This window comes from Melghirimyces thermohalophilus, from assembly GCF_900102685.1.
In the GTDB taxonomy this organism is placed as follows: domain Bacteria; phylum Bacillota; class Bacilli; order Thermoactinomycetales; family DSM-45169; genus Melghirimyces; species Melghirimyces thermohalophilus.
Genome location: NZ_FMZA01000001.1, coordinates 158,421 through 171,876, shown reverse-complemented (window position 1 = coordinate 171,876; position 13,456 = coordinate 158,421). Strand labels below are relative to the sequence as shown.

The following is a 13,456-nucleotide window of genomic DNA, read 5'->3' as shown; positions in this document are numbered from 1 at the left end:
AAACCCTTTTTTGACCTTCTCAACAGGGTCCGTGACCGGCTTGTTCAGGGCCGGGTGTGATCTCGCCCCAACCCGTTTTCGCTCGCCTCGGTCGGCATTCACTGTGCCATCCGACGAAGGTTGCTAAATTATACCATTCGGGATATTTAAAAGCAAATCAGATTAGAACATAGCCTTTCGTTTCATTTTGCGCGAAGTCCGGCGCAGTTCATGGCGGGCTTCATCTTCCCCTTCCATGTAACCTTGATCATAACCCGGGTTGGTGCCTTCCAAGGATCCATGAGGGCTGTAACCTTGCTGTCCGTAGTCTTGGGGCTGTCCATATTCTTCGCCCGATTGTTGTAGGGTCAGGTTGTCCGTTCCATGTTCCTCAGCATACTGATCCAGTTGCTTTCCGACTTCATCCAGGCCTTCTTCCAGCTCCTCCAAGGACTCCCAATCGGTGTTGTCCAGGATATCCAGATGAGATTGCACCAAGGTACGGAAACGGGCCCGATAGACCGTTGATTTTTGCTTGAGATCCACCAGTTCGGAGTGGACTTCCCGAGCTTTTTGCAATGCCTCGTTGATAATCCGGTCCGCGTTTTTCTCCGCTTCCTGAACAATCAGCTCTGCTTCCTTCTTGGCATTCAAGCGAACCTCCTCGGCCACTTCCTGAGCGACGCGAATCGATTTGTGAATGCTCTGTTCCATGGAAGAGAGGGAAGATGTAGAAGGCTGCTGCTGAACCGGTGCAGGAGGTTCGGGTTGTTGGTAACGCGGTTGCGGTGATTGTTGTTGCGGCTGGGGCGGAACCGGCGGCTGCGTGTTCTGGGAAGGAGATACCATCTGTTCCTCCAGGGCATGCTCCAGCTCTTGCTGCAACTCTTCCACTTGCTGTTCTAGTTGTTGTTTCTCCCGAATCAGAAACTCAAAATCTTTAATGATCTGATCGAGGAAGTCGTTGACTTCATCTACATCATAGCCGCGAAAGGATCGTTTAAACTCTTTATTGTGTATATCCAAGGGACTAAGCGGCATGTTGGCACCTCCTCAGGACTTTGCTATGCCATTTTCTATTCTACAATGGTAGCAGAATTCCTCCCAATTGGCTATATGATCTTGTCCAATTGCAGGAGTTTTCCAGACTACAAGTATCGGATGAGCTGGATCTGGGTGCGGCCTTTCCTGCTTTCGCCCAGGAGAGGGCCGATCCGGGTCCGGCCGTAACCGCGAAGAGAGAGCATATCCCCCTCTTTGACGGGTTCAGCCGGATCATCCGAGGTCTTCCAGTTGACTCGACACTTTCCGCCTTTAATCAACGTCACCGCCTTATTGCGGGACAAACGGAAAGCCTCCGCCGCTACCGCATCGAGTCGCAAGGAAGCAACAGAGGCTGTCACCGTCCGGGTCGGTATCTCCGGCGGCTGAAGCTCATTCCGTGAGATCTCCCTCATTCGTACCGGTAATCCTCCGACATGGGTGAACTGCATCCGGATAAAATCCGCAACCTCTGTGGCGATCACCACCTGACAGCCGGCATCCCCAACCAGGATGTCCCCGACCACTTCCCGTTTTATACCCAATCCTAGTAACGAGCCGAGCACATCGGGATGTTTCAATTGAGAAATCCGATCCGCCGGCTCCAGGGAGAGGAAGGTCAAACCATGATCGCCTTCGGTCACATAGGGGGGAACAATTCGCCCCCGTTTCCGTTCTGCTTCCTGAAATCCCCCGTCGAAAAACGCGTTCAGATCGGGAACACTCCGAACCAAAATGCCAGCGATGGTCTGCTCCCTCGGGTTTAGAAAGGGTGTGAGCACGGAACGGTATTGCCGATTCGCCTGATCCGCCCAATCCAATACCCGTTCGGCAAACATCCGTTCATCGGGACGGAAGTGGCGAAGACGGTCGTCCTTCCGCGTCATCAAAAGACCCCCAGGAGCAGGTTGAGCACAAAGTAGACCCCTTGCTCAATAAATGACAAAGCGATCAGGGCGACGATCGGGGAAATATCGATCATCCCCAGGGGCGGGATAAAGCTGCGGAAAATCGTCAGGTACGGTTCCACCACACGCGCAAGAAAGAGCGCTACAGGAGATTCCCTTCCCTGGGGAAACCAGGATAACAGAATATAGCCGAATATTAAAACCCGGTAGATCGTAAAGAGTGTGTGTACAATTTCATAGATCATGGGGTCACCTCAACAAATCGTTCACTTCATCGGAAATCAGTTCACTGATGGATCCTTGAATATCGACATTGGCAGGGCTGCAGATGATCGTTACCGGACTCAGTTTACTGATGTTCCCGTTTAAAGCATAGACGGTTCCACTCAGGAAATCAATCACTTTCGTTGCTTCATCCTGGGGTAGACGCTGTAGACTAACCACCGTGGTCCGGTTGTTTTTGAGATAATCCGCGATATTTTGGACTTCATCATAAGAACGCGGCTCTGCAAGCATCACCCGAACCTGTTTTTGAGCGGCGTGCAGAGAGACCACGTTTTTCCGCTGCCGGGGATGGGTCTCTTCCGCATCGCTATCGGTATAACCTCCGGCTTGTCCCTCCTCATCATGAAGCCCGAAGAACACCATCACTCGCTCCATAAAACTCAACGGCGCCGCCTCCTTACCGCTGTTTAGGGTAAGCCTCGCCAACCAGCACCGAGCCCAAACGAACAAAGGTCGCCCCTTCTTCGACAGCCACCTGATAGTCCCGGGACATGCCCATGGACAGATGAGGAAGAGCCGTCCCGGAAGCCCCGGACTGCTGCAGTTCTCGCTGCAGCTCTTTCAACCGGCGAAAAACCGGTCGCGCTTCTTCCGGGTCTTCTGTAAAGGGGGCCATCGTCATCAATCCTTCCAACTGAAGATAAGGAAATTCCGCCGCCTGCTCGACGAACTCCTTCACCTCCACTGGATCGAGGCCGTGTTTGGACGCTTCTCCGGAAACATTCACCTGTACAAAACAGCGTGTCGGCCGGCCAGCCGCCTCCGAACGACGATTCAGTTCTTTAGCCAGAGAGAAGCGGTCCAAGGAATGAACATATGTAAAGCGTCCCGCCACCGCTTTCGCTTTATTGCTCTGAAGATGACCGATAAAATGCCAAATACCTCGATCCCCCAGCTGCTCCCATTTGGGTACCGCCTCTTGGGCCCGGCTCTCCCCGATGTGAGTCAGACCTGCATCCAGTGCCCGGCGGGTGGTTTCCAGATCGACATATTTGGTCACGGCGACAATTCGAACCTCATCGGGATTCCGTCCGGAACGCCGACATGCAGCAGCGATGTTTTCCTTTACCTGGTGCAGATTTTGCTCGATTTGATCCAATCATTCGTCATCCTTTCTCATTCCGATAAAGGCAACCATACGCCCGGTTTTCCCGTGATCACGGCGATGGGAATGGAAGAGATCCGGATGGCATGAGGTGCACCAGCCCGTCATCACAACCTGGTCTTCCTTCAGTCCTTCCTTTAACAGCAGCTGTCGATTGGCCTCCTTCAGGTCCAGCTTCCACTTTCCCCTGCCAGATGGCTGCACCACCGCCCGACCCGGGTTGGGCAATACGTCCTTGAGCGGCATCACCACTTTCTCATCCACCTCGTAACAACAACCACCGATCGATGGACCGATGGCGACATGGATCTGATCCCGGGCGGCTCCCCGACGGACTATTTCTCGTACCATCCGGGAACCGATCTTTCCCACTGTCCCCCGCCAGCCCGCGTGAGCCACCCCGATCCAAGCGGGGTCAGGGCTATAAAACAGGAGAGGAACACAGTCAGCGTAAAAAGAGGTCAGCAGAAGATCGGGTTCCCGGGTAAGCAACCCGTCTGTCTCCGGAAAAGCGGAATCCATGGACTCCCGACCCTTTCCTCGATCAGCGGAAGTCACCTCACGGATCGCCACTCCGTGCACCTGCTCACCGCAGGTCCAGGAAGAAAACGGCATACCCAATCGGCTGGCTAATCGTTTTCGGTTTTGGATCACCGTTTCCCGTCGACCGCCCACATGTAGTGCATAATTGGTGCTATTTGGGTTCTCTACGGATTCTCCGTCCCTGGCACTAATCCCTGCCGCCAAATGCGGAAATTCCCTTTCCCAGGATCGGAGAGAAAAATAAGGAACAGAAACGTCATCCTGTAACTGAAACGGTTCCATCGGTTTCCCTCCCCTAACCATATTACCATAGCCCGGGAAAGAGACAAAGCGATCCTTCCATCAGCGATTAAGTGCATCCGGGTTGGTTAAAAGCGGACGGGAATCCGATGTTTCCTCACTGAAATCGCGTTGAGTTTCCAGCCGGACCAGAATCACATCGGCACCGATCCGGATGATCTGATTCCAGGGGATTACCCATTCCTTTCCCCCTGTAAACAACCCGAACATGCGAGATTCTCCGGGAATCATCAACGCTTTCACCTTACCCAGGCGCAGATCGACTTCCAGATCGTAAATCTGACCCAGCTTCCGGCCGTCGCTTACGTTCACCACATCTTTGGACTGCAGTTCGGAAATTTTTATCATGCGGCCCACCCTGTCTTTCGGTTTTACTTCAAGTATATGAAACAGGCGGGTATTATGCCCCGCTGGTCCACGCAAAAAAAAACCGCATCCGGTGCGGTCATTGAATAAATTTATTCATCTGATGGATCGCCGCCTTTTCCAGACGCGAAACTTGCGCTTGGGAGATTCCGATCTCGTCAGCCACTTCCATCTGCGTTTTTCCATCAAAGAAGCGCATGGATAAAATCATTTTTTCCCGATTGTTGAGTCGTTCCATGGCTTCCCGGAGAGCAATCTCCTCCACCCAGTGAAGGTCTTTGTTCTCATCGTCGGAGAGCTGGTCCATCACGTAGATAGGATCGCCCCCGTCTTGGTAAATAGGCTCAAAAAGAGAAACAGGATCCTGGATCGCGTCCAGGGCGAAGACGACCTCTTCCTTAGATACATTCAGCTCTTTGGAGATCTCATTGACCGTCGGTTCCCTTGAATGGCGATAAGTCAATGTATCCCGTACCTGAAGCGCTTTGTAGGCAATATCCCGAAGGGACCGGGAAACCCGGATCGGATTGTTGTCCCTGAGATACCGGCGAATCTCCCCGATAATCATGGGAACGGCGTAGGTGGAAAACTTGACGTTTTGACTCAGGTCGAAGTTGTCGATGGCTTTCATTAAACCGATGCATCCCACTTGAAACAGATCGTCCACATTTTCTCCCCGGTTGTTGAAACGTTGGATAACGCTGAGCACCAGCCGAAGGTTTCCGTTCACCAATTTTTCTCGTGCTGATAAGTCTCCCTCCTCCTGCAGGGAGCGAAAGAGGGTACGCATTTCCTCATTTTTTAGTACAGGCAGTTTCGAGGTATCCACTCCACAGATTTCTACTTTGTTTCGCGCCATGGGTTCCCCTCCTACGGAAGCAATGCCTGAAGCGACGGCTCTCGGTTGCGGCTCGGGGAATCCGGACCTCAATCCCCGATCCCCCGAACGGCCCACAAAAGGAACCGAAGCGGTAGATTCCAAAATCACTGGCTGGGTCCCGCCTTGCAGCCTTCCCCTGATGATCGATCCCATTTCACACCAACTTAGAAGGGGAGACCGTGATGCGGGAAGTTCATTGTCAAGTATCTCCTGAGATGGGAAATTTATAAGTGGTTGCACCGCCCTCCCTGGATCGCAAAAGGATGAAACAAGGGACAGACCGTGGATTTGAGCTCATAAAAAAATCCCGCCACCGGGAAATGACCGGGGCGGGGATTCCTCACACCATTTTGTTAAACTCCTTGCGCAATCGTTTGATGATCCGCTTTTCCAAGCGGGAGATGTAGGACTGGGAAATGCCCAACAGGTCGGCTACATCCTTCTGTGTTTTTTCTTCTTCTCCGTTGAGACCGAAGCGCAGCTCCATAATTTTACGCTCCCGGTCGGAGAGTTTGGATAGGGCGGCCCGCAGAATTTTTCGGTCCACCTGTTCCTCAATATTGCGAAAGATCATATCGCTCTCCGTCCCCATCACATCGGACAAGAGCAGTTCATTGCCATCCCAGTCCATGTTAAGCGGCTCATCAAAAGAGATTTCGGAACGAATTTTGTTATTGCGGCGCAAAAACATCAAAATTTCATTTTCGATACAGCGAGAAGCGTAGGTGGCCAGTTTGATCTTTTTTGTCGGATCGAAGGTGTTGACCGCTTTGATCAATCCGATCGTTCCGATGGAGACCAAATCCTCGATATTGATTCCTGTGTTTTCAAACTTGCGGGCGATATAGACGACCAGGCGCAGATTCCGTTCGATCAGCATCGCGCGAACCGCTGCATCCCCGTTGGGAAGACGGTCCAACAGATGGGCCTCCTCTTCCCGGGTCAGCGGTGGAGGAAGTGCTTCGCTTCCCCCGATATAATATATTTCTTCTCCTTTCAACCCCATTTGCATAAGGATACGATACCAGAGGAGTTGCAAAGCCAACTTCCACTTGACGACCATACACTCAACCTCCAATCTTTGTTTTTCCTCACTCACCCCGCAGTCGGCATGCAGGCAGGATGCAGTATCGCCTGATAGGTCCCGTCGCTGGACAACCGTTTGCTGTCCAACCCGATCAACACCTTCCCCGCTTCCTTCCAGGTGCCATCCTGGAATACATCCACCCCCTCCGGCTTCAACGCCAACATCATCCCGCCGTCACTGGCCGCTCCGCGGAATGGAATAAACCGGATCCGAGTCATCCAATCGCTGGGCAGTTCCGAACTTAGTCGCTCCCAGCTCTGTTCCCGGGCTAATTTACCCACTGCCGGCGGAAGATAGGGAAGCAGAGGTTCCAATTCCACCATCATCACCGGTGTGCGCGTAATCGGATCCCGGAGCTGGTTACCGGTATCCATCAGACCCACACATTCCAGTTTGTGATTTCCGATCCGGATTGCCACCCGGGTCAGGTGATGGTTGACCGACTGACGTTCCTGAATCGATCCGAAGGAGAGACGGGCATAAAACCAAACCAGAGGAAAAGCCAACAGCACAAATACCCAGGAGACGGGAGAGCCCCACCCGTAGGATTGAGTAAGGAGCATACCGCCCGATGCTTGGACGTCTCCGGAAAAGACATAGTGGAGTGCAAACATCCCCCCTCCAGTCACAAAGGAAATCAGGTAAAAGACACCCAGGTTCCGGACAAAGGCCAGCGGACCGCGATAACCGACCGCCACCCAGACCATTAGAACGGAAAAGAGCATTTTTCCGAGAAACGTATAAGTAAGAGCCAAGGGCTGCAACAGATGTACCACAGCAAAACACGCACCGAGAAAAGCAGCTGTCAATAGACGCCAGATGGAGGTCTCCTGGCGTCTGATTGCCGCAGTCAACCACAACAACAAAAAATCGATACAGAGGTTGAGAGCAAATACCATGTCAGCATAAACAACCATATTTTGTTCCCTTCCTCTGCTCAAGGTGTTACCAGTATATCTAAATCCTATTTCAATGTCTGTCTAAACTTGCTGCCCGTCGAATACTTATTTTGTCGTTTTTTGGAGAGAGTCCATGAAAGAAGCCAGAGAATAGAGCGAGATCAGATGTGAATCCTTCCATATTGAAAAAGCCCGTCGGCCAGTTATAGGGCCAACGAGCTTGAAAGAATAGAAAAGGTTTACTTCTTACGGCGGTGGCGCAGGAAGGTGGGAATCTCCAACCCCCCGTCGGACTTTGGTTTGACGATATCGATCTGGCTGGTTTTCTCCGTGGAAGGACGGTTTTCCCGTTCCACACCGAAATCTGGTTTCCGCTGTCCGACCTCTGCTTCCTTCTGCGTATCAAATCCGGTGGCGATCACCGTGACCATAATTTCATCCTTCAGGTCTTCATTGATGACAGCTCCGAAGATCATGTTTACCTCGGGATCTGAGGCGGAAGCAACAATATCCGCCGCCTCATTCACTTCATAGAGACTGAGATTGGTTCCCCCGGTGATATTCATCAGCACCCCCCGCGCTCCATCGATGGAGGTTTCCAGGAGGGGACTGCAAATCGCCTTTTTGGCCGCTTCAGTCGCCCGGGATTCACCAGTGGCCCCGCCAATCCCCATCAGTGCTGAACCCCGTTCAGTCATGATTGTCTTCACATCGGCAAAGTCTAGGTTGATCAAACCTGGAACAGCGATCAAATCAGAGATCCCTTGAACACCCTGCCGAAGTACATTGTCCGCTTCTTGAAACGCTTCCAGCATGGGAGTGTTTTTGTCCACGATCTCCAAGAGCCGGTCGTTGGGAATCACGATCAAGGTATCCACCTTATCTTTCAGCTCCGCGATTCCCTGATCCGCCTGTAGAGAGCGTTTCCGGCCTTCAAAGGTGAAGGGACGGGTGACCACACCGACGGTGAGGGCACCCTGCTCCCGGGCCACCTCCGCGATCTCCGGAGCGGCACCCGTTCCGGTTCCGCCCCCCATCCCGGCGGTGACAAATACCATATCCGCACCTTTTAATACGTTCTCCACATTTTCCCGGCTCTCCTCCGCCGCTTTCTTCCCGATGTTAGGGTTGGCTCCTGCCCCCAGTCCCCGAGTCAACTTTTCACCGATCTGGAGTTTTACCGGTGCCTGGGAACGATTGAGCGCCTGAGCATCAGTATTGACGGCGATAAAAGAGACTCCCTGCACCCCGCTGTCAATCATCCGATTTACCGCATTGCTGCCGCCCCCGCCGACACCGATCACTTTTATTTGAGCGATTTGTTCCACTTCCATATCAAACTCCAACATCGATTGTCCCTCCAATATCAGTATAATTCTCTATAGGACCTCAGATGAACTCACCGAAAAAGTTTTTCAGCTTCATCCAGGTGGAGTGGCCCCCTTTTTTATTTGAGGATCGTTGCTGGCCGTTACCTTCAGGCAGCCGGTGTAAAAAACGTCGACGGATATAATGGATCATCCCCACTCCGCTGGTGAAGGAAGGATCCTCCACACCGATGTGACGGGGGGAAACCATTCGGACCGCCTGTCCCAACTGGTTCCGGGCTGCTCCGAGAGCGTGAGGGATCGACATCACGCCGCCGGTCAAAACATATCCCCCTGCCGGTTCGTCCACGTATCCCATCGATTCCACTTCATCCCGGATCAATTGAAATATTTCCTCCACCCGAGGTTCAATAATCATCCCTAATTCTTTCTGACTGACGGTTTTTTCACGATGGCTGCCGATCGTTTGAACCTCAAAGGTGATCTCCTCGTTCGCTTCCTCCACCAAAGCGACACCATATTTTCGCTTCAATTTTTCCGCGGTTTCCGTCTGCGTGCGTAGACCGTAAGCAATGTCGTGAGTGATGTATTCACCCCCGATGGGCAGAACGCTAGTGGCTGACAAGTGACCTTGTTCGTACACAGCCAAGGATGTGGTTCCGCCACCGATATCGGCCAGCACGACACCCATGTTTCGCTCATCAGTCGATAGACAAATTTCCCCCGCCGCCAAAGGCAATAAAATAATCCCGGCCACCGACAGATCGGCCTTTTCCACACACCGAAGCACATTGTGAATGATCGTTTTGGCGCCGGTCACGATGGTCGCTTCCACTTCGAGACGGACCCCCACCATCCCGTGAGGATCCTGGATCTCTCGCAGACCATCCACCACAAACTGTTTGGGGACCACTTCCACGACCGCCCGTTCCGGAGGGAGAGCCACCACGCGGGCAGCTTGCATCACCCGATCAATGTCTTCCTGACCGATCTCTTTGTTTTCTCCGGAAACCGCCACCACTCCATGGCTGGATTGAAGGGCTACATGATGACCGGAAATCCCTACAAACACATTGGATATGTCTATTCCAACCATCCGCTCGGCATGGTCTATCGCTTCACGGATCGATTGAACCGCTTGGTCAATATCAATAATGGCCCCTTTCTTCGTCCCCTTGGAGACTGCGGAGCCGACGCCGACAATCTGGGTATTTTCTCGGGTGACTTCGGCGACGATAACCCGCACCTTCGATGTGCCTATATCAAGGCTTACAATATACTCTCCACTGCTCAAATCCTGGGCACCTCCTTGCCCGAGATTCTGATACATGGTGGTGGAAATGGTATCTCTCTCTACTTGCAAGAGGGGAGAAGCGAAGGGAAGTTCCGCTTGTACCTCAATAATTCAACATCCACCGTTTTTTCCCCTTTTTCCCTCCCAACTTTTTCTTCCCCCTTTCCACCCATCTCCCTGATAGCGTTGTGAAACGATCAGGAGCGGTAACCCGAAAATCGCTGTCACGGGTCGAACCGAAACTCGATCACAGCGCCTTATGGCTCCCGGTGTTGGGTACCGGGAACGTACCAGGTGCTCTCCAGCAAGTTCAGCGTCCCCGGGGGACGGTTTTTGAAATGGGCGTAGTATTTCACTTTTTCGCCAAAATCCCGTGCCCGAACGTGAATCAAATGGTCCCGGCGCGTATATACCTTTACCAGATCGGAATATGTATCATCCTGTCCGGGACGAATCTCCGAGATTTCGTCAATCACCCCTGGGGATAAACGGGATAAGCCTTTGGCGACAGATATCAACACCTCTCCTTTGTTCAACCCGCGGATCACCGGCCGGTCCACCTCACCTTCCCAAGGATCCTCTCTCAACACGGAACCATCGGATAAAAGAGGGTACAGCCGGTCTCCACGAGACCAATAGCCCACCCGTTCCACCTCGTTGAGCCGAACGCGAACCGCGGAGGGAAAAGATTTGGTGACGGAAGCGTCACGAACTTCGGGAAGGGTGGTCAACGCTTCTTCAGCCTGTCCCGCATCCCAGTGGAAAAAAGACGTCCCCTTCACCAGACGAATGGTTTCGAGTACCTCCCGATCCGAAACCAGTTCGTTCCCTTCAATCCGGATGTTCCGTATTTCACTCAGGGGTGACTTCAAAAAGAGTACCACACCAATCCCGAGGAAAAACAGAAGAATAAAAAAGATGGCCGTAACCGACGGGGGCTTTCGACCATGATTCGAGGGGCGCAACGGCGGAACCCGCTCATCCACAGGCGACCACTCCTTCGCTTTTCCCCGCCCGGGGAGGGTTCGATGGAATCTTCATCTATGGTACCACAAAGAGGCAAACGTCCGGGACGGGGTTTTTTAAAAAACTGCATAAAAAAAAGCAGCCGCACTCCTGTGTGCCGCTGCAGATTACAAGGAGGCCACCTTTCCTGGGTAGCGCTGAATCTGTCCGCCCAGACGCAGGAACGTCTGATCCAAGCGCTCATAGCCTCGATCGATGTGATGTAAACCACTCACACAAGTCGTTCCTCGGGCAGCGAGGCCGGCAGTCACCAACGCAGCTCCCGCGCGAAGATCCGTCGCTTCCACTCTGGCTCCGGTGAGGGTAGGAACCCCCCGGATTTCCACCCGATTGTGACCTTGACGCAGATTGGCACCCATCCGGATCAATTCACCGACATGCCTTAGACGGCCGTCAAAAATTCGTTCAGAAATGTAGCTAGTTCCTTCTGTCAAAGACAACAGAACCATGATCTGCGGCTGCATATCCGTAGGAAATCCCGGATACGGTTGGGTCATCACTTCACCGACAGCTTTCGGTCGAAGGGTACCGCGGACCCAAAGAGCATCTCCCTCGATCTTTATTTCAGCCCCGGTCTGCTCCAGAAGATGTAAGGTAGACCGCATGTGGTCCGGTACCACATGGGTTAACAAGACCTCACCACCGGTAACAACGGCAGCTGTCGCCAGCGTCCCCGCCACAATGCGGTCCGGAATGATTTCGTATGAAACCGGATGAAGCCGTCTGACACCCCGGATTTTGACCGTATCCGTTCCTGCTCCGTGAACGTCGGCACCCATCCGGTTTAAAAACCGCTGGAGATCCACAATTTCCGGTTCCCTCGCAGCATTTTTGATCACGGTCTCCCCTTCGGCCAACACCGCCGCCATCATAATATTTTCTGTCGCTCCTACACTGGGAAGGTCGAGGTAAATGTCTGCCCCCACCAGTTTTGAAGCCTGACAGTGGATATGGCCTTCCTCCTCCCGAATTTCCGCTCCCAGCGACTTCAATCCTTTCAAATGAAGATCGATGGGACGGGCTCCAATGGCACATCCACCAGGCCGGAAAACGGTAACCTCACCGAAGCGGGCCAACAAAGGCCCCATGAGAAAGATGGAAGATCGCATCTGTTGCATCAATGCTTCGGGAATGTGTGTCGTCCGGAGGGAAGAGGTTTCCAGCTTGATACGATTGCTCTCCCACCTGAACTTGACGCCGAGGGCTTTTAAAATCCGGTTCATCACATCAATATCGGACAGTCGGGGCACATCCTGAATCTCGTGGATCCCCCCGACCAAAAGTGTGGCGGCCAGGATGGGAAGAGCTGAATTTTTCGCGCCTTGAACACGAACGGTTCCGTACAGAGGTTTTCCGCCTTTGATGACAAACTGCTCCAATGTTCCACCTCCGTCTACCCCTCGCCCACCACCTGAACTTCCGGTACCAGGGTGACACCGTATTTATCTTCGATGGTTCCGATGATGTGCTCAATCAGGGTGAGAACATCGTTTGCCGTCGCGTTCCCTCGGTTGATGATAAAGTTGGCATGTTGGGTTGACACTTCGGCATCGCCGACCCGGTATCCCTTCAAGCCGGCGGCTTCGATCAGCCGGCCGGAATGATCACCCGACGGGTTGCGGAAAACGCTCCCCGCACAAGGATACTGCAACGGCTGGGTCTGTCTGCGATAATCTTTCAATTTGGCCATGGCGGAAAGTACTTGTTCCCGGTCTCCTTCTTGCAGACGGAAGGTGGCTTCGGTGACCACTCCTCGTTTTTCCCTTTGCAAAATGGAGGTCCGGTAACTGAATTGAAGCTCCTGGTTAGAAAAGACCGCCCATTGGCCAGTCTCCAGCAGCACTTCGGCGGATTCCAACACGTGGGACAGCTCGGAACCGTGAGCGCCGGCGTTCATAAAGACGGCACCGCCAACAGTACCAGGAATACCACCGGCGAATTCCAGACCTGTAAGGCCCTGCCTGCTCACAAGAACCGACAGTTTAACAAAGGAGAGTCCACCTCCCGCCGTCACTCGGTCCTTGTCGATCCGCCACTCGTCCAGGCCATTTCCCATTTTGATCACGGCTCCGCGGATCCCCCCGTCTCTCACCAGCAAGTTGGAACCTTTCCCGATCACTCTCCAGGGAATCCCATGTTTACGGATGACCGCCATGGTCCGTTCCAATTCTCCTTTGGTTCGCGGGTAGATAAGGATATCCGCTGGCCCGCCCACCCTCCAGGTTGTGTGGCGTGACAGTGGTTCGTTGCTGCGAACATCCCGAACTTGGGATTCTTTGATCTCTTGAGCGATTTGCTCCACAGGTGGGGCCTCCTTTCGCAGACACTCAGCTTGAAAGTGATATCCGGGCACGGTATACGATAGTCTATGCCCCCGCCAACATTGTGTGACGAAAGCCTGCCCGACAGTTGCGG

The 13,456-nt window shown here is 53.1% G+C and carries 15 protein-coding genes; all 15 read right to left on the bottom strand.

Annotated features, from left to right (window positions below):
• Nucleotides 1-162: 162 nt before the first annotated feature.
• Complete coding sequence (locus BLP91_RS00960) at nucleotides 163-1,020, bottom strand: DivIVA domain-containing protein (protein ID WP_091565600.1); 858 nt, start codon at nucleotides 1,018-1,020, stop codon at nucleotides 163-165.
• A gap of 107 nt (nucleotides 1,021-1,127) precedes the next feature.
• Nucleotides 1,128-1,907 (bottom strand): YlmH family RNA-binding protein, encoded by a 780-nt coding sequence (locus tag BLP91_RS00955; RefSeq protein WP_091565596.1) that lies wholly within the window; start codon nucleotides 1,905-1,907, stop codon nucleotides 1,128-1,130.
• Nucleotides 1,907-2,173: a YggT family protein gene (locus tag BLP91_RS00950; protein WP_091565593.1), complete on the bottom strand. Its 267-nt coding sequence runs from the start codon at nucleotides 2,171-2,173 to the stop codon at nucleotides 1,907-1,909. Before BLP91_RS00950 ends, BLP91_RS00955 begins: the two co-directional genes overlap by 1 nt.
• 4 nt (nucleotides 2,174-2,177) lie before the next feature.
• The gene (locus tag BLP91_RS00945; protein ID WP_342670257.1) at nucleotides 2,178-2,588 is read right to left on the bottom strand and encodes a cell division protein SepF; all 411 of its coding nucleotides are present in this window, start codon (nucleotides 2,586-2,588) and stop codon (nucleotides 2,178-2,180) included.
• A 22-nt stretch (nucleotides 2,589-2,610) separates the two neighbouring features.
• The gene (locus BLP91_RS00940; protein ID WP_091565588.1) at nucleotides 2,611-3,312 is read right to left on the bottom strand and encodes a YggS family pyridoxal phosphate-dependent enzyme; all 702 of its coding nucleotides are present in this window, start codon (nucleotides 3,310-3,312) and stop codon (nucleotides 2,611-2,613) included.
• Nucleotides 3,313-4,143 carry a peptidoglycan editing factor PgeF gene (gene pgeF, locus BLP91_RS00935; RefSeq protein WP_091565584.1) on the bottom strand — a complete coding sequence of 277 codons (831 nt, stop codon included), beginning with the start codon at nucleotides 4,141-4,143 and terminating at the stop codon, nucleotides 3,313-3,315.
• 60 nt (nucleotides 4,144-4,203) lie between these two features.
• Nucleotides 4,204-4,509, bottom strand: a complete 306-nt coding sequence (locus BLP91_RS00930; protein WP_091565581.1) for a YlmC/YmxH family sporulation protein — start codon at nucleotides 4,507-4,509, stop codon at nucleotides 4,204-4,206.
• 97 nt (nucleotides 4,510-4,606) lie between these two features.
• Nucleotides 4,607-5,386 carry an RNA polymerase sporulation sigma factor SigG gene (sigG, locus tag BLP91_RS00925; protein WP_091565578.1) on the bottom strand — a complete coding sequence of 260 codons (780 nt, stop codon included), beginning with the start codon at nucleotides 5,384-5,386 and terminating at the stop codon, nucleotides 4,607-4,609.
• Between the two features lie 361 nt (nucleotides 5,387-5,747).
• On the bottom strand, nucleotides 5,748-6,470 hold the full coding sequence (gene sigE, locus BLP91_RS00920) for an RNA polymerase sporulation sigma factor SigE (RefSeq protein WP_091565575.1): 723 nt from the start codon (nucleotides 6,468-6,470) through the stop codon (nucleotides 5,748-5,750).
• 32 nt (nucleotides 6,471-6,502) lie between these two features.
• Nucleotides 6,503-7,411, bottom strand: coding sequence for a sigma-E processing peptidase SpoIIGA (gene spoIIGA / locus BLP91_RS00915; protein ID WP_091565572.1), 909 nt, complete (start codon nucleotides 7,409-7,411; stop codon nucleotides 6,503-6,505).
• A gap of 221 nt (nucleotides 7,412-7,632) precedes the next feature.
• A complete protein-coding gene (gene ftsZ, locus BLP91_RS00910) occupies nucleotides 7,633-8,742 on the bottom strand; it encodes a cell division protein FtsZ (RefSeq protein WP_091565569.1) in 1,110 nt (369 codons plus the stop codon).
• Between the two features lie 40 nt (nucleotides 8,743-8,782).
• Nucleotides 8,783-10,015, bottom strand: a complete 1,233-nt coding sequence (ftsA, locus tag BLP91_RS00905; protein WP_091565566.1) for a cell division protein FtsA — start codon at nucleotides 10,013-10,015, stop codon at nucleotides 8,783-8,785.
• A 257-nt stretch (nucleotides 10,016-10,272) separates the two neighbouring features.
• Nucleotides 10,273-11,001, bottom strand: a complete 729-nt coding sequence (locus tag BLP91_RS00900; protein ID WP_091565564.1) for a cell division protein FtsQ/DivIB — start codon at nucleotides 10,999-11,001, stop codon at nucleotides 10,273-10,275.
• 147 nt (nucleotides 11,002-11,148) lie between these two features.
• Entirely contained in the window at nucleotides 11,149-12,420 is a 1,272-nt protein-coding gene (gene murA, locus BLP91_RS00895) for a UDP-N-acetylglucosamine 1-carboxyvinyltransferase (RefSeq protein WP_091565561.1), read from the bottom strand.
• A gap of 14 nt (nucleotides 12,421-12,434) precedes the next feature.
• Entirely contained in the window at nucleotides 12,435-13,343 is a 909-nt protein-coding gene (gene murB, locus BLP91_RS00890; protein WP_091565559.1) for a UDP-N-acetylmuramate dehydrogenase, read from the bottom strand.
• Nucleotides 13,344-13,456 lie beyond the last annotated feature (113 nt).

What these genes read in the sequence shown, in the direction of transcription:
- BLP91_RS00960 (WP_091565600.1), bottom strand. Translation starts at nt 1,020, where the DNA reads ATGCCGCTTAGTCCCTTGGATATACACAATAAAGAGTTTAAACGATCC.
- BLP91_RS00955 (WP_091565596.1), bottom strand. Translation starts at nt 1,907, where the DNA reads ATGACGCGGAAGGACGACCGTCTTCGCCACTTCCGTCCCGATGAACGG.
- BLP91_RS00950 (WP_091565593.1), bottom strand. Translation starts at nt 2,173, where the DNA reads ATGATCTATGAAATTGTACACACACTCTTTACGATCTACCGGGTTTTA.
- BLP91_RS00945 (WP_342670257.1), bottom strand. Translation starts at nt 2,588, where the DNA reads ATGGAGCGAGTGATGGTGTTCTTCGGGCTTCATGATGAGGAGGGACAA.
- pgeF (WP_091565584.1), bottom strand. Translation starts at nt 4,143, where the DNA reads ATGGAACCGTTTCAGTTACAGGATGACGTTTCTGTTCCTTATTTTTCT.
- BLP91_RS00930 (WP_091565581.1), bottom strand. Translation starts at nt 4,509, where the DNA reads ATGATAAAAATTTCCGAACTGCAGTCCAAAGATGTGGTGAACGTAAGC.
- sigG (WP_091565578.1), bottom strand. Translation starts at nt 5,386, where the DNA reads ATGGCGCGAAACAAAGTAGAAATCTGTGGAGTGGATACCTCGAAACTG.
- sigE (WP_091565575.1), bottom strand. Translation starts at nt 6,470, where the DNA reads ATGGTCGTCAAGTGGAAGTTGGCTTTGCAACTCCTCTGGTATCGTATC.
- spoIIGA (WP_091565572.1), bottom strand. Translation starts at nt 7,411, where the DNA reads ATGGTTGTTTATGCTGACATGGTATTTGCTCTCAACCTCTGTATCGAT.
- ftsZ (WP_091565569.1), bottom strand. Translation starts at nt 8,742, where the DNA reads ATGTTGGAGTTTGATATGGAAGTGGAACAAATCGCTCAAATAAAAGTG.